Source organism: Anaerotignum sp. (assembly GCF_030625865.1).
Classification (GTDB): Bacteria; Bacillota; Clostridia; order Lachnospirales; family Anaerotignaceae; genus Chakrabartyella.
Map to the genome: position 1 here is coordinate 1 of NZ_DAOUQB010000025.1, position 25,282 is coordinate 25,282.

Sequence of the window (25,282 nt, forward strand, 5' to 3'; positions counted from 1 at the left end):
ATGTTTTTGCTGCTGCCAAGTCCGCAAGTGATGTAGTTCCATTTGATTCAAAATATGTTGCCACAACACTACTTGAAATATTTCCATCAACATCATCACTTGCAGATACTGTTTCAGTCCATGCTGATAAATCAGCAACTGCGACTGTTGCATCTGATGCTGTGATTACTGGTGCTGTGGTATCTGCTGGTGTTACTGTGATTGTCACAATTTTTTCTGTTGCTGCGTTGCCAGCTGCATCACTTACATTGTATTTGATTACAAAAGATGTATTAACTGATGCATCGCCAATGTATGTTTTTGCTGCTGCCAAGTCCGCAAGTGATGTAGTTCCATTTGATTCAAAATATGTTGCCACAACACTACTTGAAATATTTCCATCAACATCATCACTTGCAGATACTGTTTCAGTCCATGCTGATAAATCAGCAACTACTACTGTTACATCTGATGCTGTGATTACTGGTGCTGTGGTATCGGGAGTTTCATAATCATTCACAACAACTTTCACAGGATTACTTGCTAAAACAGGGTCAGCACCTTCTACTGCTTTTACTCTTACATAATAAGTTCCAGGTACCAAACCAGTAATTTCTGTTCCTGTGATTGCAGAATAGTCCGAATCGGTTGAAAGTTTGTATTCCATGGTATTATCAACACCAGTAATCCTACCATCATTGTTAGCAGAGGTTGTGGGTGCTACGCCTACTAAGCTTGTAGGGGCTGCAGCCTTTGAAGTAGCTGTTGCAGGTTTATGTGTAGATGTACCATCAATTATTATACCTGTAACACCTACGGCATTAACGTTTGAAACAGTTGCTGTACCATTTACTGTAATTTTAATGCCATTTTCTGTAGCATCAACATTGGCAACAGTTCCGCTACCTGCAATAGCAACGCTTGCAGCTGTCTGAATCTGTGCAACAGTACCCTTTGTTGTAATTGTTGCGCCTGTTGATGTAAATGGTACTGAAATCTGATTAACTGCTGCACCATTGACTACTTCAACATTTGCACCTGTTGTATTTACGTTAACAGTTCCTAAAGTACCTGCTAACTGAACATTATCAGCTGTTTCAACAGATACAGGGGGAGGTGTTGGTAGGCTAGAGATTACTTCCAATCTACCGGGACCTTGCATTTTAATGCCCTGCGCTGCATCTTTTACTTTAAGTGTGCTGCTGGATACTGCTTTGATGATAATATCGCCAGTAACCTCTACACTATTTTCAACATGAGCTTTAGGAGCATCAATGGTAAGGTTTGTAATGCTCGCGCCTGCATCTTCCGCACCACTGTCATTTAAATAAATTGATGTTACCTCAGGCGCAGTAATAGTTACATTACCCATGGTGTGCTTAGCAAAACTAATGGTTAGGCTTCTGGTTCCGGTACGAGTTGCATTAATAGCACCGGAGATGTCACCTGTTACATAAATGGTTGAAATACTGTTGCTTGCTACTGCTTCTTCAAATTCGTCAACAGTATCAACGCTTTTGGTTCTTTTCTTAGAGGAGCTGCTGGAAGAAGAGCTGCTGCCGCTTGAAGATGCTTTGGTAGGCTCATCCACACCTTTTGCTGTTTCTGTTTTAGAGATGGTAAGACCGGATGTATAGGTAATATCATCTACATTTGCTTCCAATGTGGAGATTTTACCTTTACCACTCAGTGCAACTTCACCATCAGCGGTTACAGTGGATACTTTCGCATCTTCATCGACCTCTAATTTTGTACCAGCTGCATCTTTATCAATGATTACATCATCAATATCTTTTGTAATCAAAAGGTTTGCTTTTTCATCAACATACAATTTATCAGCTTCTACACTTACTGTTATTTTATCTGAAATTGCTGTTGTGATGTAGATTTTTCCTACATTACCGGAAAAATTGTTTGAGTTGAATTTACATGCTTTTTTAATTTCTACAGTAGATAGCTCTGTTTTTCCTGAAACTTGTAGGCGTACGTTTTTCTTTTCCAATACTGTCTTACCATTGACAATAGTGTCTTCTACATAAATAGAGTCATCCCCGCCGCCTTGAATAATTAAGTCGCCTTTAATTTCAACATTATCCAAGTAAACTTCACCATCGCCAACTTTTTCGGAAATGATTAAGTTACCTTCGATGGTTTGATCTTTAAGCTTGGTATCATCCTTATCGATGACAACATCTTTATCTGTTGTTTCTTCCTCTTCGGGAGTAGTTATTCCCATGATTCTATTTAAAGTTGAAACAGCTTCAGCTCTGGTTAAAACTGCATTAGGCTTAAATGATCCATCTGGATAACCGCTCATGTAACCTTTTGCGACGATTGCCCCTACGGAGTCTTTTGCCCAATTGGGAATATCATTGGAATCTGTAAAAGCAGCAACAGAACCCCCTGATGCATCAATTGCCTTTGCAATAAATACCGCTGCCTGAGCTCTGGTTATGGTCTCGTTTGGTTTAAAAGTGCCGTCGGGATAACCAGCAGTATACTTCTCTCCCAGAGCAACTGCTACATCATTATAGAACCAGTCACTGGCGGAAACGTCGGAAAAAGAAACGTTCCCTTTATTGCTTAAGCCTAAAGCTTGGTTCATAATACGAGCAAATTCAGCTCTTGTTGTAGGTTTATTTGGCTTAAAGGTACCATCTTGATAACCACTAATGAGACCTTTATCTTGCCATGCGGTGATTGTTTTTTCTGCCCAATGACCATGAATATCACTGGAAGCAGCAAAAGCATTAACCGGCGCAATGGCCATAGCAGCGGCCAAAGCCATAGATAATGCCTTTTTGTTATTTTTTGTTATACGCTTCACGATGTGCATTCCTCCTTTTAACTTCCCTTACCGTAAATCAATTGCTTTATTTGTTTACATAAACTCTCTATAAAACACCCCCACCCCCATACGTACTTTTGAAAAAAGGTATAGATTTTTGGAATCTTTACCCATGATAGTATTATAACATTATTAGAATTTATTTACATGGTTTTCCTTGGTAAAAAGTACATAAAAGTTATTGGTGGATTTAAGCGAAAAATATTTTATTTTTCTGATTTAAAAAAATAAAATATTGGAAATGTGTAAAAAATACACTAAAATTTAGCATAAAAAAAGGTTTTTATGTTATAATCATGTAAAAAACATGCGTTTTTACAATAAAATTAATTTTTAGAAAATTTTCCCAAATGATAAAAATCAGTTAGATTGTTTTTAATAATAAGTAATTTTAAGATTCATGAAATATTGGCTTATTTATTGATTTTATAGTCATATAAAGAAATAAATTTTATTTTTTGTAACTTTGGTGGAAAATATTATTATTAATTGTATAATCGAGTTTGAAGGTTTTATTGATTTGATTGGGGTAAAAAGAAAGTGGATTTATGCATTTTTTCTATTGATTAAAACTGAAAAATTTAAAATAAATAGCAGAAAGGCTTGTTATGGGTATTATACACACAACAAGCCCTTAAGGTTAGAAAAAATATATTTTTTTATTTTGCAGTATTTATCCTTGCACTATTATAACTATCAATAGCGAGGTTTGCTTTTCTTTAGGTTTTTGATATGATGCTTGGCTTTTTTCATGCCACCAATTTCACGAAACATTTCGTTTAGCTTTTCTTCTTCAATTTCTTTTGATGATAGACCATCATATTTCGCTTCTCGTTTCAGTTTATCATAGCTTCGTAACCTTCGTTCATCCAATTCGCCGTCTAAAATGGCTTTTTGCACAGCGCACCCTGGTTCGTTGGTATGAGAGCAATTTCTGAATTTGCATTGTTTGGCCAATTTTTCAATATCTGAAAAGGTTTTTCCCACATCAGCATGGGTAACGCCCAATTCCCTCATTCCTGGGGTATCGATCACGATGGCTCCATTTGGTAAGAGAAGCATTTCGCGTCCCGTTGTTGTATGGCGTCCCTTGTCATATTGGTCAATTTCGTTTGTTGATAAAAGCTGTTTTTCAGCCAACAAGTTAATTAATGTTGATTTTCCAACACCCGAGGAGCCAATGAAAGAGGCGGTGATTCCTTTTTTTAGAAAGGAGTACAGATTTTTTACAGTGGATGCATTAGAAGATGATGTTACCATCACATCACAACCAAGGGCAACTGTTTCAATTTCAGATAAAATTTGGGGGACGTTTTCGCAGAGGTCACTTTTTGTGAGGATAATGACCGGAGTTGCACCACTATCCCATGCAATTGACAAATATCGCTCCAAACGGCTTAAATTATAGTTGTGGTTTAGAGACATACAAATAAAAACAATATCAATATTTGCCGCAATTACCTGGGTTTGATTTGCAGGACCCAAAGCAGTGCGCTGAAAAACACTTTTTCTTGTTAATACAGCATGAATGATAGACGGACTATTGATATTGCCTATGCTTATCATGACAAAGTCACCTACCGCAGGATAATGGGAAAGTGTTTCGATTTCATAAGAAAGTTTCCCTGAGATTACTGCAAATCGTTCCCCTTCAGCAGTAATAATTCGATACATGCCCTTATGTTGCGCGATCACGCGGGCCAAGGAATATTCGGGATAAAGGGTAGCTTCATTCATAAAACGCTGCTGCACGCCATAGTTTTCTAAATAATTCAATTTAATTACCTCCGTAAGAATTTGTATACTTTTCGTTTCGCATACGGCAAGGAGGTCTCGAAGATTTATATTCTAAAAACCTCCTTGTTTCTTACAATATCCATTCTATTTAAATTGCAATTCATAATTACAATCCCCTTTCGTTTAATATTTTATCTTATAATTTTACCAAACAAAAAAGAAATAAGCAAATAAAGAACAAGATTTTTAGGGAGTTTTTCTTTGTTTATCATGCTCGTTCATATTTCAAAAGTTATGGCATATATTTGAAATCAGGAGGGATGCGGTATGACGGATAAAGAGCGAAAACGACGCAGAATGGAAATGGAAAAAAGAATGAGAGAAAGGCAGGGCGGACGACATACCACAGAAAGCTCTTCCGGTGGACTTCTAGTTTTTCGTACATATGTAACCGTTATTTTGGCGGGAGCTTTTATACTTGTTTCCGCATTTCATACAGATACATCAGAGGAAGTATGTCGTCGATTAAAAGAAACCATTGCATATCAGATTCCCATGGAAGAGGTTGCAACGGCAAAAGACAAATTAATGGTATTTTGGAAAGACAAAAACATTTCCTTGCCTGCTTTTGAGGAAGAAGAATCTCAGAAAAAAGAAAAGGTTTATAAGCCCGATTTAGAGGAGTCGCCCTAGTGTGTTGGCATGGTCTTTTCTCAATTGGGAAAAAAAACAAGAAGGTTGGATTAATCCTGCTGAAGGAACAATTACCTCTTCCTGTGGCATAAGGGAAAATCCTATTTTAAAAAAAACGGAGTTTCACAATGGCATAGATATTGGGGTTGTTACGGGTACTGGCGTTGCAGCGGTTCGCAGCGGTGTTGTTACCGAAATCCGCACGTCTCCAACTTTTGGAAAGGTTCTGGAGTTTGAAACGGAGGATGGGTATAAAATTATGTATGCCCATCTTTCGGAAATTTTAGTGAAAAAAGGCGATAAGATAAAGCAAGGGGATATTGTAGCAAAATCGGGAAACACAGGGTTATCCACTGGACCTCATTTGCATTACAGCCTTTGGAAGGACGGAAAACTCTTAGATCCAATGGGATATGTGGATCTGAAATATACGCAGGAAGTTGCTGCTGAATATGCTGCACGGGGGGATTCCATATGATAAAGCAAATTAAAATTCATCCGTTATTTTTATTACTAGGGGTTGCCTTGTTTATTTTTGGGAAGGCAACTCTATTTTGGGACATGCTGTTTTGCTGGGCAGTTCAAGAAGGGGGATATGCTTTTTTTTGTATGCGCAAGGGATTAAATGTTCGGTGGTGGCTTTTCACCCCCTTGGGTATTCGGGTAGATTTTATGAACAAAATTCCTTCCTTTGAAGAAAAGATAATGTTGCATTTTATAGGTAGTGGCATTGGCATTTTACTTAGTATCATTTTGTTTGCATTGGAACAAAGAAGCTTTGCTCTGCTTTCCTTTTTATTGGCAGGCGTTCGTCTTTTTCCTGTTTTGCCTCTGGAGGGTGGACGAGTTTGGCTTGAAATTTTGGGTAGATGGAAAGGGACACTGCGGGCGGCGGGGTGGCTCACAAAGGTGGGGAGTGGTGTTGGTTATGGAATATGTACTTTCGGAGTGATTTTTTCTATATTATTCCCTCATGCCTTTTTGTTTTTACCTATAGGGCTTTATATGATTTATGCCAACAAGCATGAGTTTTTACAGATTGCCAGAAATTTATATTTTTCTATGCTTGAGCGGGAAGAAAAGCCTTTACGAGAGGTGATTGTATCTGGAAACGAAACACCATTGGAATTGGCTTTATATTTGAATCCCTACGAAGATACTTTCTTTTTTCAAAAAAATGAAAACGGTGTCTCTCAGGAACGGGTTATGCTGGCTTTGTTTTGGGGGAAAGATAACCGTTGGGTATGGAAAGTAGCAAACAAAAAAGAATATCGTGCAAAAAACTATTGTTTCGGGTATGATGATATGGAATAGAAAGTTTAACGAAAAAGTAGGTGTTTGCATGAAACGGGTTTTATTGGATATCGAAGAAGGAATTACTAGGGTTGCCTTGGTTGAAGATGGCAAGCTGGTTGAATTATATTATGAAACAAAGCGTGAGGAAAGTTTGGTTGGGAACGTCTATATTGGTCGGATTGACAATGTAATACCGAATTTACAGGCTTGCTTTGTAGAAATAGGCAGTGAGAAAAAAGGATACCTTTATTATGGCAATCGACGGGCTGTTTCTGACAAGGAGAAAAATCCCGCCAGACCAAAATCGGGGGATACTGTGATTGTGCAGGTGGAAAAGGATGCCGTTGGAACAAAGGGTGCAGTTTTAACCCCAAATATATCTTTTCCCGGTAAATTTCTTGTTTTGATAGAGGAGGATGGTGAAATTGGTATTTCTCGCAAGATAACGGATAAGGAGGAGCGAGAACGAATTCGCCGAATGGCAGCGGGATTTTTACCCCAAGGATATGGGGCGGTGATTCGTACAAATGGCGAGGGGAAAACAGAGGCGGACTTCCAAAAAGAAATCGGTTTATTATTGGAAAAAGCGAAAATTGTAGCAAATGGTCAATTCAGAAAAGCACCCGCTTTGTTGCTTCGACAAAGCATACCTGTGGAAAAGGCGGTTCGAGATTTTTATAGTGAGGATATAGATGAATTTGTTGTAAACAGTGAGGAAGCATATGAACATTTGCTGGGAACGGGAGATTTTAATCGAGAAAATCAACCTATATTGCAATGGTATCAAGAGAAACTACCCATTTTTGAAGAGTTTTTTGTTGAAAGTCAAAGTCAAAAGGCTTTAGATGAGAAGGTTTGGCTTAAAAATGGCGGATTTTTGGTGATACAGGAAACGGAAGCCTGCGTTGTCATTGATGTGAATTCAGGCAAGGCGGCAGGAAGGGGAGATTTGGAAAAGGCAGTTTTAAAGACTAACTTGGAGGCGGCACAAGAGGTGGCCAAGCAATTGCGTCTTCGAAATCTTTCTGGAATTATTATTGTGGATTTTATTGATATGACAAGTGAAGAAAATCGAAATATTGTAACCAAAACGTTGGAAAAAGCTGTGGAAAAAGACCGTATTAAGACGGTTGTCGTTGGTATGACAGAGTTGGGATTAATGCAATTGACAAGAAAAAAAATACGTCCAAGCTTATCAAAACAAATGACTACGAAATGTCGCCAATGCCAGGGGAGTGGGCGAATGCCATCCATTGATTGGACGGTAACCCGGATGCGCCGGGAAGTGGAGAGTATTTTGGCAAATACGATTTATAATAAGGTTACAGTGCAGGCAGATGCTAGACTTTTGTCAGCTTTCCTCGGATATGATAATGTGTATTTAGATAAAATTTCTAGGGAATTTGGAGGAACTGTAATTTGTGAAAATAAGGATGCCATGGGGTTTTCCCAATTTCAAATCGTAAAAGAAAAATGCAAATAATTTGGATAATTTGAACTGAAAACACGATAAAAAATCATTTTTTCGGTTCTTTTTTATTATTGTCGCTTTAACGAGTTGAATTGTTTCTTGACACGTCTGGTAAAAAGTAATAAAATAATAAAGTGTTTATGGCACAGCTTAATGGTATGTGAAAACAAAAAATAGAACTTTGAAAACTGAATAAGGGGAGGTGTTTTTCATAGAGCCGATAAGTATAATCTGTGCTGTGGTTGGCATTTTGATTGGTGTAGCCTTAGGTGTCTTTTATCGCAAACGTATCGCAGAAGCAAAGGTTGGAGTGGCGGAAGAAAGAGCCCAAAAGATCGTTGCAGATGCGGCGAAGGAAGCAGAGGCACGTAAGAAGGAAATCATGTTAGAGGCCAAGGAAGACAGTATCAGAACAAAAAACGAATTGGAAAAGGAAGTTCGTGACAGAAGAAATGAACTTCAAAGAAATGAAAGAAGATTATTCCAGAAAGAAGAAACACTGGATAGAAAGACAGAAGCTCTGGAAAGAAAAGATGAGCAGATGGCGAAAAAGCTGGAAGATTTGGAAAAGCAGAAGGAAGAGTCAAAAGCTCTTCATGAGAAACAACTTCAAGAGTTGGAACGTATTTCCGGTTTGACTACTGAGGAAGCAAAGAACTATATTCTTGCTATGGTAGAAAATGATGTGAAGCACGAGGCAACATTGATGATTAAGGAAATTGAAAGCAAGGCAAAAATGGAGGCGGACAGACGCTCCAGAGAAATTGTTGCCAATGCAATCCAAAGATGTGCGGTTGATCATGTGGCGGAAACGACAGTTTCTGTTGTTCAACTTCCAAACGATGAAATGAAGGGGCGTATTATCGGTCGTGAAGGCAGAAATATTCGTGCATTGGAAACTTTGACGGGTATTGACTTGATTATTGACGATACTCCGGAAGCAGTTATTCTTTCCGGTTTTGATCCTATCCGTAGGGAAATTGCAAGAATTGCTTTGGAAAAGCTCATTGTTGATGGGCGTGTTCATCCATCTCGTATCGAAGAGATGGTAGAAAAGGCTAGAAAAGAAGTAGAGGTTATCGTAAGAGATGAGGGCGAGACTGCTACTTTTGAAACAGGCGTAAACGGTTTGCATCCTGAACTTGTAAGGCTATTGGGTAAATTGAAGTATAGAACCAGCTATGGGCAAAATGTTTTGAAGCATTCCATAGAGGTTGCCCAGTTGGCAGGGCTTATGGCCGCCGAACTTGGGGTAGATGAAACTTTGGCGAAAAGAGCAGGTTTGCTTCATGATATCGGTAAAAGCGTGGATCATGAAATGGAAGGCTCTCACGTTAGCATCGGTGTAGGGTTATTAAAACGCTACAAAGAAAACCAGCTGATTATTAATGCTGTTGAGGCGCACCACGGAGATGTGGAACCCCAGAGTATTGTGGCAGTTTTGGTACAGGCGGCAGATGCTATTTCAGCAGCAAGACCTGGTGCTAGACGTGAAACTTTAGAGTCTTATATTAAAAGATTACAAAAGTTGGAGGAAATTGCTGACAACTTTAAAGGCGTTGAAAAATCCTTCGCAATTCAGGCGGGTCGTGAATTGCGGATTGTAATAATACCGGAAGATGTAAATGACGATGGTATGGCTCTACTTGCGCGAGATATTGCAAAGAGAATAGAAGAAGAACTTGAATACCCCGGTCAGATTAAAGTAAATCTGATTCGAGAAACAAGAGCGATTGAATACGCAAAATAAGAAAACTAAGTCCACCTTTTTGGTGGACTTTATTTATTTGGATAAAGTACTTTTTTTAAAAAAGAAACAAAGGCGAGGAGAAATTTTGGCTATTTTTAATTGGAGGGATGGATATGATTCAATCTTTTTCATTTCGTTATGGAACCCATTCGGGAAAAATGGAATGGTATCGGGTTGAAGAAGAGAAAGGTGCTTTTTTTATGCACATTGATAAGTGGGATGAGAAAGAGTACGCCTATCATGGTGAAGTGGAGAATGGTTTTTTGAAAGCACTTGAGGAAAAAATAAAAGTATTAGGTATGGCTGAATGGAACGGATTTCGTGATATTGATGCATGTCTTTGCAGCGGAGATTCCTGGGTGCTTCACATATCGTACAGCTATGGACAAGAGGTACATGCAATGGGGCACTCTGCTTATCCAAAAGGGTTTGAAGCAGGCGTAAAAGGGATCGAAATATTGTTTGATAAGTTTTTGAATTGAATATTTTGGGAAATAATGAGTTTTTTGAATATTAATCTTTCCGGAAAAAAAGCCCGTATTGCACTGGCATAAAGATTTGCTTTGCAATAGGGCTTTTTTATATTTACGTCATCTTTGTTCTCTGAAAGAGAAAAATAATGCTTTAAACTGATTTCATTGACTGCACCTTATTTTCATTGGGTGTTACATAAAGAGTACGATTGGTAAGATAAATAACCATACCGGGCTTCGCGCCGTTGGGCTTTTTCACATTTTTGCGAAGTGTGTAGTCCACGGGAACCATACTGCTGTTTTTTGCTTTACTATAGTATGCAGCCAAATTTGCCGCTTCTGCTAGGGCTGTATCGCTGGTTGTACCCGTGCCGTTGGTTCTGATAATTACATGAGAACCGGGTATTTCTTTGGTATGCAGCCAGAGGTCGTTACTATCTGCAAAGCGTAATGTCAGTTCGTCGTTTTGCAAGTTGCTTTTTCCTACGAATATTTCATAACCATCTGAGGATATAAAATGCAAAGGCTTTGCCTTTTTCGGTTTGGATGCACCTTTTTTTGATGTTTGGCGACGAACAAATCCGCTTTCAGCCAATTCTGTTCTGATTTCAGCCAAATCCCCTTCGTCAGAGGCATTTTCCAAAGCATTCAGCACGCTTTCCAAATAAAGAAGTTCTTCATCGTTTTGTTTTTCTTGTACTTCCAATGCGGCAAGGGTTCTTTTTGCCTTGTTGTAGCGAGAAAAGTATTTTTGTGCATTTTCTGCCGGAGTTTTTGTGGGGTCAAGGGCAATTTCAATTTCGCCCATATTTTCATCATAAAAATCTTGGGTTCGAAAGGTTGTGACACCCTGCGGAACGGCATAAATATTTGCGGTTAGGAGCTCACCTTTTTTTCTCCAACTTTCCATATCTGCTACATCAATCCGTGTTTTTAATTGAATTTCCTTTTTCTTGATACAACGTTCAATATTTGAGACTACCAAACGGTGCATATCGTGTGCTTTTTGGCGGATATGATAGGCATTATCCCGTTCTTGATAAAAATTTTCCAATAATGAAGAGGTGGTGGGAAACGATTTTTGCTCAAGATTTTGAAATTCCGTCATTTCCACAACAGAAAAATCCAAAACACGATGAGAATTGGGATGATAGTAGATTTTTGGTGTAAAATCCCCCTTTTTAACTTCTGTCATAACGTTTTGAAAAGCAATAAATAAGGCTTCCCCTCCCTCTGTGCTTATTTGCTGACAAGTGTCAGAGGGCTCTAAATCAGCACGGAAACAAATTTCTCCCGCCATAATAGGGCTGATGCCTGTGTGATTTTTATATAAAAAATCCTGAAGTTTTTGACCAGCCTGCAATTGAAGGGAAAATAAAAAATCTGACTTTTCTGCAAGAAGAGGATTTTTTTTGTTTTGCGAGGGTGGAAAAACATATTCTTTCCCGGGCAATACTTCTCTAACTGAGCTTTTTTCGTGGGAAATTCGTTTTATAGAATCTAAAATGCGTCCGTTTTCGTCGGTTAAAATAAGATTACTGTGCTTACCCATGATTTCCAAAATCAAATTTTTGACTGTCAAGTCACCCATTTCATTTGCAGACTCTACTTTTATGATGATAATGCGTTCAAAATCGGGCTGACAGATATCTATAATTCTACCCCCTGCAAGGTATTTGCGTAAAACCATACAGAACAAAGGGGCAGTCATTGGGTTTTCTTTCGCTGTTTCAGTGATATGGATTCTAGGGGTGCTTGAATTTGCGGATACCAATATTTTGCGGACAACGCCTATACCTCTTACCGTAAAACGAATTTCATCCGCCATCGGTTGATGGATTTTATCAATTCTGCCACCAATTAAATTTGTTTTCAGTTCTTGCACGATAGCTGCTGTGGTGATGCCGTCCAAAGCCATTAGGCGTTCCTCCTTTTTCATGATTATATGCCGATATAGTATAACATAGTAAGAAAAATAATTCATCTATGACAAAAATTAAAATTCCATTAAAAAAAGTACACTAATTTTTTGTTTTTTCTTGATATTTCTTAGGCAATAGGCTATAATGGGGTGCAATGTGTACAAAAGTAGTAGTATAGTTATTGTGCACTTAGGGGCTTTATTTTTTAGGGTGCTTTTCGAAGTTCTACTAAAATGATTCATATTGAAAAACAATAAAAATATTTTTGAGTAAGAAAGCGATGATTTGGAAAAATATGTGATGCGTCGCTTATGCAATGAAAGCACACAGAGAGTAAGAGAGAGGAAAAAAGTATGGAATCAAGCGTAAGAAGTATGACTGGGTATGGTCGAGGTGAGCATATTGCAGCGGATAGAAAGTTTACCATTGAACTAAAATCCGTAAATCATAGATATAATGATATTAATATTAAACTGCCTCGGTCCTTGATTAGTTTGGAGGACAAAATTAAAAAACACATTATGCGTCAGGTTTTTCGGGGAAAAACTGATGTTTACATTGGGTTTGAATCTTTTTCTTTAGATGATGTTGAGGTTAAGCTTAATGATGCGTTGGCACAGGCATATGCCGGAAAATTGAAAGTCTTGCAGGAAAAGTTAGGTTTAGAGGGTGGAAGCTTTTTGGAGTTAACAGCAAAATTTCCTGATGTAATTACCATAGAAAAGCCCCAAAAGGATGAACAAGTTATTTGGGAAGCCCTATTGCCTGCTTTAGATGAGGGGGTAGCACGTTTTGTGGCAATGCGCCAAACGGAAGGGGAAGCTTTGAAAAAAGATATTTTAACAAAGGGAGAACGGATCAAAACTTTGGTTGCAAAAGTTAAGGAGCGTTCACCTTTGGTTGTGGAAGAATATAGAGATAAGCTTAACAACCGTTTGAAGGATCTATTGGACGGCGTGGATGTTGATCCCCAGCGTGTTGCAACAGAGGTTGCAATTTTTGCCGACAGGGGCTGTGTGGATGAGGAAATTACCCGTTTGGAAAGCCATTTGGTTCAGCTGGCCGATATTTTGGAAAAGGGCGGACAGGTAGGCAGAAAACTAGATTTTCTGGTACAGGAGATGAACAGAGAGTCCAATACCATTGCCTCAAAAGCAAATGATATAAAGATTGTTCAGGCAACCATTGAATTGAAAAGCGAGATTGAGAAAATTCGTGAACAGGTTCAAAACTTAGAGTAATTGGGAGTGGTGGCATGGAAAAAATACAGTTTTTAAATATCGGGTATGGAAATGTAGTATCCGCAAATCGGGTGATTGCCATTGTAAGCCCGGATTCTGCCCCCATCAAACGTATTGTGCAAGAGGGAAAGGAAAAAGGAAGTTTAATCGATGCAACCTATGGCAGAAAAACCCGTTGCGTGATTATTATGGATAATGGGCATTTGGTTTTATCACCCAATATGCCTGAAACAGTCGGTGGCAGGCTTGCAGCAGAACAGAAGGGGAATTAACAATGAAGAAACAAGGAGTATTGCTAATTATTTCCGGTCCTTCCGGTTCGGGCAAAGGAACTGTGGTTGAGCAGCTTTGCAAAAAAGATGATTTTTCACTTTCAATTTCCGCAACAACAAGGGCACCTAGAGAGTATGAAAAAGATGGGGTTCATTATTTTTTTCATACAAGAGAAGAATTTTTGTATATGCAAGAGCATAAAGAGCTTTTAGAGTGGGCTGAATTTTGCGGAAATTATTATGGCACACCGCGTAAATATGTTGTGGAACAATTGGCTCAGGGAAAAAACGTAATCCTTGAAATTGAAGTACAAGGTGCGTTGCAGGTGAAAAAAATTTATCCCGACGGCGTTTTGGTGTTCCTGATGCCTCCCAATTTAGAGGAATTAGGCAGACGATTAACCAATAGAGGGACAGAAGATAAGGAAACAATTAACCGTAGAATTCATAGAGCTTTGGAAGAAATGGAATTGGTTCAGGAATATGATTATGTAGTGGTAAACGACACAGTTGAACAAGCTACAGAAGATTTACTGGCCATTGTTCAGGCAGAAAGAATGAAGTGTAGCAGAAATCCCAATATAAAGAAAATATTTAAAGGAGAGATTTAGAATGTTAAGACCTTCTTATACAGATTTGTTGGAAGTAATCAATCAAGAAACCAGTGATATTACCATTGGCAGCAGATATACCATTGTAATTGCCGCAGCAAAAAGGGCGAGACAACTTGTTGATCATGCAAAACCTTTGATTGATAATATCAAGGTTGATAAGCCTGTTTCAATTGCAGTAAATGAGCTTTATGAAGGTAAAATTAAGGTTCGTCAAGCTGGAAATATGAATGCTAGTGATGAAATGTTCATGATTGAGGATATAGAAGAAGATTTCGGAGCAAATGAGGAATAAACAAGGATATTAGAGAAGTGAGGGCGATAATCAAAATTTATTTTACGCATGGGAAGGGTTTTTGCGTAGAATTTTTGTTTATCGTCCTTTTGTTAGTATAAAATATTTTTAATAGAGGGAGGGGGAAAGAAAAATGAAGTTTGCCCGGGTGATTATTGGAATGAACAGTCCGGAAACGGATCGGGTTTTTGACTACCTTATTCCTGAAAATTTTGCACAGAAAGCCGTTCAAGGAGTTCGTGTTATTGTACCTTTCGGAAGGAAAAATACCAAAACAGAAGGATATATTCTTTCATTATCCAATGAAAGTGAAATACCTAAAGAGAAACTAAAAGCTATCACTGAGTTTTTGGATGATGGTAAACCAACATTCACCCCTCAAATGTTGCACCTTGCAGAATGGATGAAAGAAAAATATTTTTGCACCCTAAGCCAATGTTTGCAAGCAATTATGCCCAGTGGAATTCGCACGAAAAGCACATGGTATGTTTCGCTGTCTAAGACGAATGAAATGCCAGAATATGGCGATGGGGAACGGGCTGTTTTGGAGGCGTTGAAGGAGTCCGGAGGGGTTGCCGAGCTTAAGGATTTGGAAACTCTTTTTGGCAATGGACTGAAAAAAGTGATACAACAACTTCAACATAAAAATATGATATTCCTAAAACAGCAGCTTAGTAGAGGAGAATATAAAAATGAAGAGCGTTTTTATTCTTTAAACTTAAGCTCTCCATTGTTGGAAATGGCTATGCAAAAAGCGGAACAGGATAAGCGGCTTTTGGGGCAGAGGAAGCTCTTTCAATTATTGAGGCAAAAAGGGGAATGCTCCATTGAGGAAATTCGGAGCAGTGGCATCACAGAGTCCCCTATGAAAACGTTACTGACCAAGGGAATTTTGCTGGAAAAACGAAAAGAAAAAAAACGGGCAGTTTTTTCTTTGGAGGATTATGAGAAAACCACCCCTTTTCGACCTACTTTAGAACAGGCAAATGCATTGTGTCAAATTGAAGTCCAAATGATAAAGACGGAGAAAAAGCCAATTCTTCTTCATGGCATTACGGGAAGCGGGAAAACGGAAATTTATATGCAAAGCATTGCCAAAACACTGGCTATGGGGAAGCAAGCCGTGGTTTTGGTTCCTGAAATCTCTTTGACCCCTCAAATTATGGAACGATTTATTTCTCGCTTTGGTGCTGCTGTTTCCGTTACCCACAGTAGGCTTTCTGCGGGAGAAAGGCTGGATCAGTGGAAAAAGGCCAGAGATGGGGAGATTTCCGTCATGATAGGCCCTCGGTCTGCTTTATTTATGCCATTTTCCAATTTAGGAATGATTATTTTGGATGAGGCACATGAAAACAGCTATATTTCGGATATTACCCCCAAATATGATGCGAGGGAGGCGGCAAAGGAGTTAGCCAAGGACACAGGTGCTATTTTAATCATGGGAAGTGCCACCCCCGATTTAGTTACCTACCATAAAGCGGTTACGGGAGAATATCTTTTGCTGGAACTAAAGGAAAGAACAGGAGGCGGTGCTCTCCCTGAAATGAATATTGTGGATATGTGCAGAGAATTGGAGGAGGGTAACCGATCCTCTTTTAGTCGGGTATTACAAGAGGAAATTGGAAAAAATCTGGATAAAGGCGAGCAAACCATGTTATTTTTAAACAGAAGGGGATTTGCAAGTTTTGTATCTTGCCGTAGCTGTGGTCACGTGATGCGTTGCCCTGAATGCAACATTTCCTATACCTATCACGCAAAAGAAAATGTTTTGATGTGCCATTATTGTGGTAAAACTGAAGAGAATCCAAGGGTTTGCCCTGTTTGCGGCTCAAAATATATCCGCTATTTCGGGACAGGCACTCAAAAGATTGAAGAGGAGGCTAGGCGGTTATTTCCTAAGGCAAGAATTCTTCGTATGGATTTGGACACCACGTTGCGAAAGGATAGTCATAGCCGTATTTTGGAGGCCTTTCGTAATGGAGAAGCGGATATATTGGTGGGCACGCAGATGATTGCAAAAGGACATGACTTTCCAAATGTATCCTTAGTTGGCATTATGGCGGCAGATACATCTTTAAATACAGGTGGATTTTATGCCGCGGAAAATACCTTTCAGCTGATTACTCAAGCAGGCGGAAGGGCGGGACGTGTGAATGATATGGGGCGGGTTTATATCCAAACCTATCAGCCAAAGCATTACTGCGTTACCCATGCCGCCAAACAGGATTATAGGGGATTTTACAAAGAGGAAATTTTACTGCGTCAGATGATGGGATACCCTCCTTTTGGTGTTTTTTTCTCCGTGCTGGTTAGCGGGCAAAGTGAGAATGAAGTGGCTATGGCAGCGGAAGGACTTGTTAAAATGTTACATGAGAACAACCAAGACGAACAATTTTTCATAATGGGACCTGTGATTGCTGCACTTCCAAAATTCAGGGGAGAGTATCGACAAAGGATATTGATTCAAGGAAAAGAGGAAGAGTTGCTTGTTCAATTTGTGACAGCGGGTGTTGAAAAAATGAAAAAAATTATAAAAAAGGATATATATTTTAATCTAACCCTAAATCCCTTGAATATTGTGTAACAGCGGAATTTATGTTAAAATATCTGGTAAACACCATTAGCGTTCAATAAAATTGTGGGCAGTCAGGTGTTTAAGCCCAAAAAATATTTTGCATAAGATTCTTTTTGTAATAAGTATAGAATTTGGCTGTAATTAAGGGCGTTCGTGAATTTTTAGAAGCTGGGAATATTTTTGCATGAATTGTACTTTTAGGAGGTAAGATAAATGGCAACAAGGGAGATTCGTTTGAGTACGGATGAAGTTTTGAGAAAAGTATGTAAGCCTGTAAAGGAAATTAACGAGAAAACATTGATTTTATTAGATGATATGGCTGAAACTATGTATGCTGCCAATGGGGTTGGTCTTGCAGCGCCTCAGGTAGGTATTTTGAAGAGAGTTGTTACCATAGATGTAGGTGAGGGCTTAGTAGAACTGATTAACCCTGTCGTTGTGGAAAAAAAAGGTTCACAAATTGATTATGAAGGGTGTTTAAGTGTTCCCGGTAGAAGTGAGTTGGTTGAGCGCCCAGAATATGTAAGGGTTGAAGCTTTAAATCGTAACGGAGAAAAGATTGTAGTGGAAGGGGAAGAACTCATGGCTGTGGCCCTTTGCCACGAAACTGATCATCTGGATGGGATATTGTATATCGACAAAGCCATTCCGGAAGAGGATGTGGAAGAGGTTTAAGGAGGCGTAGCACATGAGGGTTATTTTTATGGGTACACCCGATTTTGCGGTGTATTCTTTGAAGGCTTTGCTGACACAGCATGAAGTGATTGCCGTTGTAAGCCAGCCTGACAAGCCAAAAGGCAGAGGTAAGAAACTAGTACCTACCCCGGTGAAGGAATATGCTCTGGAACAGGGTCTTCAGGTTTATCAGCCGGAAAAGGCACGAGATCCGGAGTTTGTTACATTATTAGAAGAACTTGCTCCAGATGTAATTGCCGTGACCGCTTTTGGTCAGATTTTACCTGAGAGCATATTAAATATTCCCAAGTATGGCTGTATCAACGTACACGGTTCTTTGTTGCCCCAATACCGTGGAGCAGCCCCAATGCAATGGTCCATTATAAATGGGGAAAAGGTTACAGGAATTACTACCATGTTTATGGCAAAAGGTATGGATACGGGGGATATGCTTTTAACAACGGAAGTTGAAATTACGCCGGAAGACAATTTTTCTTCCGTTCATGATAAAATGGCAGAAGCGGGTGCAAATTTACTTTTGGACACACTGTCTGCTTTGCAGGCGGGAACGGTGAAAAGGGTTCCTCAAGATCATGAGGCAGCTACCTATGCACCCATGATTACAAAGGAAACCGGTCATATTGATTGGACAAAAAGTGCTCAGGAAATCATTGATTTGATGCGTGGTCTGGATCCAACGCCCGGGGCATATACAGTTTATGAGGAAGAGCCTTTGAAGATTTTCAAGGGAATGCAAGCAGAAGGAGACTATCTTCAGGGGAAAACAGGCGAAGTTATTGATATTACCAAGAAGGGGTTCGTCGTAAAATGCGGCGATGGTGCATTGATCATTACGGAGTTGCAGGTCAGAGGCAAAAAAAGGATGGCGGCAGATGCGTATTTAAGAGGTCATGCAATGAACAAGGGCGTCCTTTTACAGTAACGGTCTATTTGGACTTTGCAAAAATAAAGGAGGAACCAATATGTTTTTTTTATTGATTTTAGCATTTATACTTTCGCTGTATGCACAGTCGAATGTAACAGGAACATATAACAAATACGCTAAGGTACAAAACAGACGAGGTTATACTGGCTCGCAGGTTGCCACAATGATGCTTCAAAATTCTGGAATCTATGATGTTAGTGTCGAAAGAGTTGCAGGAAATTTGACCGACCATTATGACCCTCGTACTAAAACCTTACGCCTTTCCCAAGGTGTACATGACAGTACATCTGTGGCGGCATTAGGTATAGCGGCCCATGAAACTGGTCATGCCATCCAGCATGACGTAGGCTATGCGCCCCTAGCGTTACGAAGCATTTTTGTTCCGGTTGCAAATTTAGGCTCGAGAATGGCAATGCCATTAGTTTTCATTGGTATATTGTTTCGTGGAAGTACCGGAAATTTTATGATTGAACTTGGGATTATTTTCTTTGCGGCAGCGGTTGCATTTACCTTGATTACCTTGCCTGTTGAATTTAATGCCTCTTCAAGAGCGATTGATCTTTTGGTGGATCAAAGCTTTTTGGATGAAAATGAAATCGGCGGAGCGAAAAAGGTATTAAAAGCGGCGGCGTTAACCTATGTTGCAGCAGCAATTGTAGCGGTAATGCAATTATTACGTTTGCTTGCTATTTTTGGAAGAAGAAGCGATTAAGTATAAAAAGAAGGCTGATTTTTAAATTGAAAATCGGCCTTTTGCCATTTCTTGTGAAAGCATGAAATCATGGGATAATGGCGAAAAATGTTGCTCTATGTCACAGAATACTTTATAATAATAATTTAGTGAATTAGATTTTAAACGAGATTCCTGATAAAGGGGAAAAAAGAATGATACAAATTAACCCGAGAGAAATTGCAGCCCAGGCTATGGTGGAAATCATGGAGGAAGGCGCATATAACAATATGGCATTACGCAGGCTGTTACGTCAGAACGGTGCAATGCCAACAAAGGACAGGGCACTGGTGACGGAAATTGTAAACGGTACTCTCAGAAATTTATATTATATCGACCATGTGATTAATCAATTTTCCAAAACCAAAACGGAAAAAATGAAGCCATGGGTTTTGGCGGTTTTACGCACAGCGGTATATCAGATGTACTTTATGAAAATACCAGATTCTGCCGCCTGTAACGAAGGAGTAAAGCTGATTGTGGAAAGAGGTTTGGCACCATTAAAGGGCTTTGTGAACGGTGTATTACGTACGGTTGCAAGGGAGAAGGGTAATATTGTACTGCCAGAGATGGGTACGCCGGAGTTTTTGAGCGTTCAGTATTCTCATCCACTTTGGTTAGTAAAGATGTGGATTGCATATTTTGGATACGATGAAACACAAATGCTATGCCAAGCTAATAATTGCCCGCCGGATGTAACAATACGGGTGAATACTTTAAAAACGGAGAAAGCCTTGCTGAAAAAGAAGTTGGAAAAAAAGGGTGTGGCTATTACCGATGGAGGACTTGTTCCGTTTGCCTTGCATCTAAAGAAGACTGCGGATATTGGTGGATTAGACGCCTTTACAGAGGGGTTATTTCATGTTCAGGATGAAAGCTCCCAGCTTGCCATTGAAGTTTTAGATCCCCAAAAAGGGGAAACAATTCTGGATCTTTGTGCCGCTCCGGGGGGGAAGAGCTTTACCATTGCACAAAAAATGGAGAACAATGGAAAGTTAATCAGCGGAGATATTTATGAACACAAAATTGAATTGATTTCCCAAGGAGCACAGCGCCTTGGGATTCGTATAATTGAACCCAGACAGCAGGATGCTACCCAGTATGATAAGACTTACATCAGGGCTTTTGATCGGGTTTTAGTAGATGCTCCTTGCTCTGGTTTAGGTTTAATGGGAAAAAAGCCCGATATTCGTTTGAAAAAGAATGGGGATGAAATCGATCAATTGGTGCCCATTCAGCGTCAAATATTAGAAAATGGGGCAAAATATCTGAAACAGGGAGGAATACTGGTGTACAGCACCTGCACTCTTTGTAAGAAAGAAAATGAGAAAAATATTGAATGGTTTCTAAAAAATCATCCTGATTTTATTGGGGAGGATATGACAGAATTTCTGCCCCATGAAATTTGCCAGGAGACTGCTAAAGAGGGGTATTTTACGTTGTTACCCCATAGAACCAATACAGATGGGTTCTTTATTGCGAAATTGAAAAGAAAGGGATAGCCATGACGAAAATAGATTTAAAATCAATGGATTTCGAGGAGTTGCAGCTTTTTATGGCGGAATTGAATGAACCCGGGTTTCGTGGGAAACAGGTTTTTGAGTGGATTCATAAAAAACAAGTTACCTCGTTTGATGAGATGACAAATCTTTCTAAAAGTCTAAGGGAAAAGCTTCAGCAAAATGCGACGCTTGGCGGTGTGGAAATGGTTCGCCGTCTAGTATCTCAAATGGATGGAACAAGAAAATATCTTTTTGCTTTAGAGAATGATTCGGTGATTGAAAGCGTATTGATGAAATATGAGCATGGAAATACCGTTTGCATTTCAACCCAAGCGGGATGCCGTATGGGGTGCAGATTTTGTGCTTCCACCATAGACGGTGTGGAGCGAAATTTATCCCCGGGGGAGATGCTTTCCCAGGTATATGAAATACAGAGAGATTGCGGGGCGCATATTCATGGCGTTGTCTTAATGGGTAGTGGTGAACCATTAGATAATTATGAAAATGTTGTGAAATTCATTCGCTTGATCAATCATCCTGAAGGTCAAAATATGGGGCAAAGACATATTACCCTTTCTACCTGCGGTTTGATTGAAAAAATGTATCTTTTGGAGCAAGAACATTTTCAGATTACCCTTGCGGTATCTCTCCACGCACCCAATGATGAAATAAGAAAAAAAATCATGCCTGTGGCTAGGGCAAATCCAATGGATCGTTTGCTGGCTGCATGCTTTAATTACACAGAAAAAACAAAGAGGCGTATAACCTTTGAGTATGCAATGATGCAAGGTGTTAACGATAGTGATGATTGCGCAAGAGAGTTGGCAGGTAAGCTTCAAAATATGCTTTGCCACGTGAATTTAATTCCCATAAACGATGTAAAAGAGCGGGATTATACGAAAAGCACTGATGAAAGAGTAAAACGATTTGCAGCTATTTTGCAAAGAAGTGGTGTGGAAACTACCATTCGCAGAAAATTGGGAAGCGATATTGATGCAGCTTGTGGTCAGTTGAGGCGCAGTCATTTAAAAAGTAAGTAGAAACCTCGTTTAAAAAATATGATTACAAAAGAAGGTTAAATTTGGGGGATTTTTACGAATTTTGCACACCGGAGGAGGTGTATTGTTTGAATGCAGTAGGAATCAGTGATATTGGGAAGTGCAGAAAGAATAATGAGGATGCATTTTATGTGCCTTCACCTGCGGACGACATTCAAAACCTATATATTATAGCCGATGGTATGGGTGGATGTAATGCAGGAGAGGTGGCGAGTCGATATGCCATTGACTCTTTTTTAGACTATATTCGACAGGAACAAATTTCACACGGTGAAGAAGATATTCCCGACTTATTAGCTGAGGCTATGGCAGCATCCAATAAGGCAGTATATGAAAAATCCAATTCTACCCGAGAATTTGCAGAGATGGGCACAACTTTAGTTGCAGCTGCGGTTCAAGATGGAAAAATATATGTTGCCTATGTTGGGGATAGCCGTGCATATTTATTTCGGAAAAAGGAGTTAAATCCTTTGACGACAGACCATTCTTATGTGATGGAACTGGTCAGGCTGGGCTCCATTACAAAAGAGGAAGCGGCGAATCATCCCAAAAGAAATATTATTACCCGAGCTGTGGGAATTAAAGAAGCTGTTGAGACAGATGCCATTGTGGAAAAGGCTATGAGGGGTGATATATTGCTACTTTGTACAGACGGTTTATCCGGAATGTTATCTGATAAAGAAATGGCGGATATTATAGGGAAGAGAATTGCCCTGGAAAAAAAAGCACAGAGATTGGTAGAAATGGCCAACGAACGAGGAGGATATGACAATATTTCCTTGATTTTGGTGGATGTAGGAGGTAAGAACTAATGTTGTTGAATCCCGGAACTGTCCTTGGGGATAGATATGAGATTATAGAAAAAATTGGCTCCGGTGGTATGGCTATGGTTTATCGGGGCAAGGATAAAAAATTAGACAGATATGTTACGATTAAGGTTTTGCGGGAAGAGTTTATTGGGGACGATGAATTTATTGAACGATTCCGTTCTGAAGCTTGTTCTGCAGCCAGGCTTTCTCATCCGAATATTGTTAGGGTTTATGATGTAGGAGAAGATGGGGAAATCAGTTATATTGTTATGGAATATATCCACGGGGATACGTTAAAGCAAGCGATTCGTCAAAAAGCTCCCTTTGATTCCCGCTCCACATTAAATGTGTCTATTCAAATTGCCTCTGCACTGGCGCAAGCCCACAAGGCACATATTATACATAGAGATATTAAGCCGCAAAATATTTTAGTTGGTACCGATGGTGTAATTAAGGTTACGGATTTTGGAATTGCCAGAGCGGCAACGGCATCTACCATGACTACAACAGCCAATGCGGCGGGTTCGGTGCACTATTTTTCCCCCGAGCAGGCCAGAGGCGGTTATGTGGACGAAAAGAGCGATATTTATTCTCTGGGCATTACTATGTATGAGATGATTACGGGTGTTTTACCCTTTCAGGGACACAATTCCGTTTCCATTGCGCTTAAGCATATCAGCGAAGAGCTCCCGGATATTAGGCAGTATAATCCTAATTGTACGCCTGCAATTGAGGGGATTATTAAGAAAGCCACTATGAAAAAAGCGGATGAGCGCTATGCTACGGTTGAGTTGATGCTGGCGGATTTGATTCGGGCAAGAACGGATACGGCAGGTGGATTTCTACATACGGAGGCACCTGTTAAGAAGGAAGTTGAGGCAGCACTTACTGCTGCAACCCTTGCAGGTACAGCGGTGAGTACAAATTCCGGCATGCGTCGCTCCAGGAGGGCGGAAGTGGCAGCTGAACTTCGTGAAAAGCAAGAGAAACAGACGAAAACAGATGAAAAAGTTGATGATCCTATTTCACCAAATGAGGAAAAAGTGGAGTTGGCGGATACTACAAAGGCAGCGGATCCAAAAGAAATTCAGTTCATCAAACGGAACAAAAATTCCCTTGCGGAACCTTCTGTTGAAAATGGAAGTGCACCAAAGCCGGTGCAGGAGCCAATGGTAAGTTTTGAAAAATATGGTAAGAAACTACGACTATCTAAAGAAGATGATTACGAAAAAGAATATATGGAGGCGGAGCCCGTGAAACAAAGTAAAAGGCCCCAGAAAATGCGCAGGAACCCCAGAAAAGAGGGGGATTACGGAAACGAACATGATCGTAATTCAGAGAAAAAGGTGATTATTGCAGCGATTGTTACTGCATTAATTATCATTGCGGTTATTACAGTAGCTGGCTTGAAGTTTTTAGGCGGCGGTTTTGGCGGCATTGTTTCATCGGAAAAAAATATTGAAGTTCCTACTTTTATTGGGGTGCCCCTCACCGATGCCAATTCTGCAGCAGAACAGTTGGGGATAGAATTGGTTGAAGAAGGACAAGATTATAGCGATTACTATGATGAGGGATATATCATTTATCAGTCTGTTGAGGATGGGACAATGGTTTCCAGCGGAGCCAAAATTGGCATTAAAACCAGCCTTGGATTGGTTTCCCATGATATGCCTTCTGTAGTAGGAGAAGAAGAAAAGACAGCTACAGCAAAAATTGTTTCTTTGGTGGGAACGACACCACAAATCGAATACGAATACAATGAAGATAAAGAAGTTGGCGTTGTTTTGGATCAAACCCCTACTGCTGGGCAGAGCATCAATGCGAAGAGTACAATTGTGTTAAAGGTTAGCAAGGGAGAGGAAAACCAAAACGTAGCTGTACCAAAAGTTACGGGATTGACGGAAGAACAGGCAAGAAATGATTTGACTGCAGTTGGTTTGGTGGTTGGAAACGTAGCGCAGGCGGAGAGTTCAACAGTGGAAAAAGGCAAGGTCATGACCCAGACAGTAAGTGCCGGACAGGAAGTACCCAGCGGAAGTATTGTAAATTTGGTGATTAGCTTAGGAAAGCCCGAAGCGGATGAGTCTGCTACAAATGAGAATAACAATAATACAAATAACGGTACAACAAATAACGGCACTAATAGCAATGAAGCCACAACAGGCTCCAAAACTTTTACAATTAATGCGCCTGCCGGTGCAGACGGTGATCTTTATGTTCGTGTTGTCAGAAATGATGCAGATGGACTGTTCCCTGCAGTGGATGAGACAAGAAATTCTACCCAATTTCCCTATACTGTAACCATCTCAGGCAGAGGAAGCGGTACGGTAAGTTGCTATATTGATGATGAGTTACAGTGGACACAAAATGTGAATTTTTCAGAATAAGGTGGCGGATAT

21 protein-coding genes are annotated in these 25,282 nt (G+C 39.8%); 18 read left to right on the forward strand and 3 right to left on the reverse strand.

What is annotated here, in order from left to right; all coding sequences use genetic code 11:
* Nucleotides 1–2,806: S-layer homology domain-containing protein (locus tag P9Q65_RS08570; RefSeq protein ID WP_304508981.1), on the reverse strand; the 2,806-nt coding region annotated here is incomplete at its 3' end.
* A gap of 717 nt (nt 2,807–3,523) precedes the next feature.
* Nucleotides 3,524–4,603, reverse strand: a complete 1,080-nt coding sequence (rsgA, locus tag P9Q65_RS08575) for a ribosome small subunit-dependent GTPase A (protein ID WP_330695314.1) — start codon at nt 4,601–4,603, stop codon at nt 3,524–3,526.
* Between the two features lie 288 nt (nt 4,604–4,891).
* Between rsgA and P9Q65_RS08580 the strand changes: the two genes are divergently transcribed.
* The 6 genes from P9Q65_RS08580 (at nt 4,892) to P9Q65_RS08605 (ending at nt 10,256) form a co-directional block, all read left to right on the forward strand.
* The gene (locus P9Q65_RS08580) at nt 4,892–5,257 is read left to right on the forward strand and encodes a hypothetical protein (RefSeq protein ID WP_304508982.1); all 366 of its coding nucleotides are present in this window, start codon (nt 4,892–4,894) and stop codon (nt 5,255–5,257) included.
* Nucleotide 5,258: 1 nt separating this feature from the next.
* Nucleotides 5,259–5,735 carry a M23 family metallopeptidase gene (locus P9Q65_RS08585; RefSeq protein ID WP_304508983.1) on the forward strand — a complete coding sequence of 159 codons (477 nt, stop codon included), beginning with the start codon at nt 5,259–5,261 and terminating at the stop codon, nt 5,733–5,735.
* The gene (locus tag P9Q65_RS08590; protein WP_304508984.1) at nt 5,732–6,571 is read left to right on the forward strand and encodes a hypothetical protein; all 840 of its coding nucleotides are present in this window, start codon (nt 5,732–5,734) and stop codon (nt 6,569–6,571) included. The genes P9Q65_RS08585 and P9Q65_RS08590 overlap by 4 nt, the downstream gene beginning before the upstream one ends.
* A 28-nt stretch (nt 6,572–6,599) precedes the next feature.
* On the forward strand, nt 6,600–8,036 hold the full coding sequence (locus tag P9Q65_RS08595) for an Rne/Rng family ribonuclease (RefSeq protein ID WP_304508985.1): 1,437 nt from the start codon (nt 6,600–6,602) through the stop codon (nt 8,034–8,036).
* A gap of 199 nt (nt 8,037–8,235) precedes the next feature.
* Nucleotides 8,236–9,774, forward strand: coding sequence for a ribonuclease Y (gene rny / locus P9Q65_RS08600; RefSeq protein WP_304509026.1), 1,539 nt, complete (start codon nt 8,236–8,238; stop codon nt 9,772–9,774).
* A gap of 113 nt (nt 9,775–9,887) precedes the next feature.
* Nucleotides 9,888–10,256 (forward strand): hypothetical protein, encoded by a 369-nt coding sequence (locus P9Q65_RS08605; RefSeq protein WP_304508986.1) that lies wholly within the window; start codon nt 9,888–9,890, stop codon nt 10,254–10,256.
* Nucleotides 10,257–10,398: 142 nt separating this feature from the next.
* Here the strand turns inward: P9Q65_RS08605 and P9Q65_RS08610 are convergent, their stop codons facing one another.
* Nucleotides 10,399–12,165: an Rqc2 family fibronectin-binding protein gene (locus tag P9Q65_RS08610; protein WP_304508987.1), complete on the reverse strand. Its 1,767-nt coding sequence runs from the start codon at nt 12,163–12,165 to the stop codon at nt 10,399–10,401.
* A 357-nt stretch (nt 12,166–12,522) separates the two neighbouring features.
* On the opposite strand from P9Q65_RS08610, the gene P9Q65_RS08615 reads away from it, so the two are divergent.
* The 12 genes from P9Q65_RS08615 (at nt 12,523) to P9Q65_RS08670 (ending at nt 25,270) form a co-directional block, all read left to right on the forward strand.
* Nucleotides 12,523–13,410, forward strand: a complete 888-nt coding sequence (locus P9Q65_RS08615; protein WP_304508988.1) for a YicC/YloC family endoribonuclease — start codon at nt 12,523–12,525, stop codon at nt 13,408–13,410.
* A gap of 14 nt (nt 13,411–13,424) precedes the next feature.
* Entirely contained in the window at nt 13,425–13,682 is a 258-nt protein-coding gene (locus P9Q65_RS08620; protein WP_304508989.1) for a DUF370 domain-containing protein, read from the forward strand.
* A 2-nt stretch (nt 13,683–13,684) separates the two neighbouring features.
* Nucleotides 13,685–14,293: a guanylate kinase gene (gene gmk, locus P9Q65_RS08625; protein WP_304508990.1), complete on the forward strand. Its 609-nt coding sequence runs from the start codon at nt 13,685–13,687 to the stop codon at nt 14,291–14,293.
* A 1-nt stretch (nt 14,294) separates the two neighbouring features.
* Nucleotides 14,295–14,588 (forward strand): DNA-directed RNA polymerase subunit omega, encoded by a 294-nt coding sequence (gene rpoZ, locus P9Q65_RS08630; RefSeq protein ID WP_304508991.1) that lies wholly within the window; start codon nt 14,295–14,297, stop codon nt 14,586–14,588.
* Between the two features lie 133 nt (nt 14,589–14,721).
* Nucleotides 14,722–17,172, forward strand: a complete 2,451-nt coding sequence (priA, locus tag P9Q65_RS08635) for a primosomal protein N' (RefSeq protein ID WP_304508992.1) — start codon at nt 14,722–14,724, stop codon at nt 17,170–17,172.
* 204 nt (nt 17,173–17,376) lie between these two features.
* The gene (def, locus tag P9Q65_RS08640; protein WP_304508993.1) at nt 17,377–17,838 is read left to right on the forward strand and encodes a peptide deformylase; all 462 of its coding nucleotides are present in this window, start codon (nt 17,377–17,379) and stop codon (nt 17,836–17,838) included.
* Between the two features lie 13 nt (nt 17,839–17,851).
* Nucleotides 17,852–18,781, forward strand: coding sequence for a methionyl-tRNA formyltransferase (fmt, locus tag P9Q65_RS08645; RefSeq protein WP_304508994.1), 930 nt, complete (start codon nt 17,852–17,854; stop codon nt 18,779–18,781).
* Nucleotides 18,782–18,821: 40 nt separating this feature from the next.
* Nucleotides 18,822–19,496 (forward strand): zinc metallopeptidase, encoded by a 675-nt coding sequence (locus tag P9Q65_RS08650; protein WP_304508995.1) that lies wholly within the window; start codon nt 18,822–18,824, stop codon nt 19,494–19,496.
* 173 nt (nt 19,497–19,669) lie between these two features.
* The gene (gene rsmB / locus P9Q65_RS08655; RefSeq protein WP_304508996.1) at nt 19,670–21,016 is read left to right on the forward strand and encodes a 16S rRNA (cytosine(967)-C(5))-methyltransferase RsmB; all 1,347 of its coding nucleotides are present in this window, start codon (nt 19,670–19,672) and stop codon (nt 21,014–21,016) included.
* A gap of 2 nt (nt 21,017–21,018) precedes the next feature.
* The gene (gene rlmN / locus P9Q65_RS08660) at nt 21,019–22,056 is read left to right on the forward strand and encodes a 23S rRNA (adenine(2503)-C(2))-methyltransferase RlmN (RefSeq protein ID WP_304508997.1); all 1,038 of its coding nucleotides are present in this window, start codon (nt 21,019–21,021) and stop codon (nt 22,054–22,056) included.
* Nucleotides 22,057–22,142: 86 nt separating this feature from the next.
* A complete protein-coding gene (locus P9Q65_RS08665; RefSeq protein WP_304508998.1) occupies nt 22,143–22,886 on the forward strand; it encodes a Stp1/IreP family PP2C-type Ser/Thr phosphatase in 744 nt (247 codons plus the stop codon).
* Nucleotides 22,886–25,270: a protein kinase domain-containing protein gene (locus tag P9Q65_RS08670; protein ID WP_304508999.1), complete on the forward strand. Its 2,385-nt coding sequence runs from the start codon at nt 22,886–22,888 to the stop codon at nt 25,268–25,270. Before P9Q65_RS08665 ends, P9Q65_RS08670 begins: the two co-directional genes overlap by 1 nt.
* The last annotated feature ends 12 nt before the right edge of the window (nt 25,271–25,282 follow it).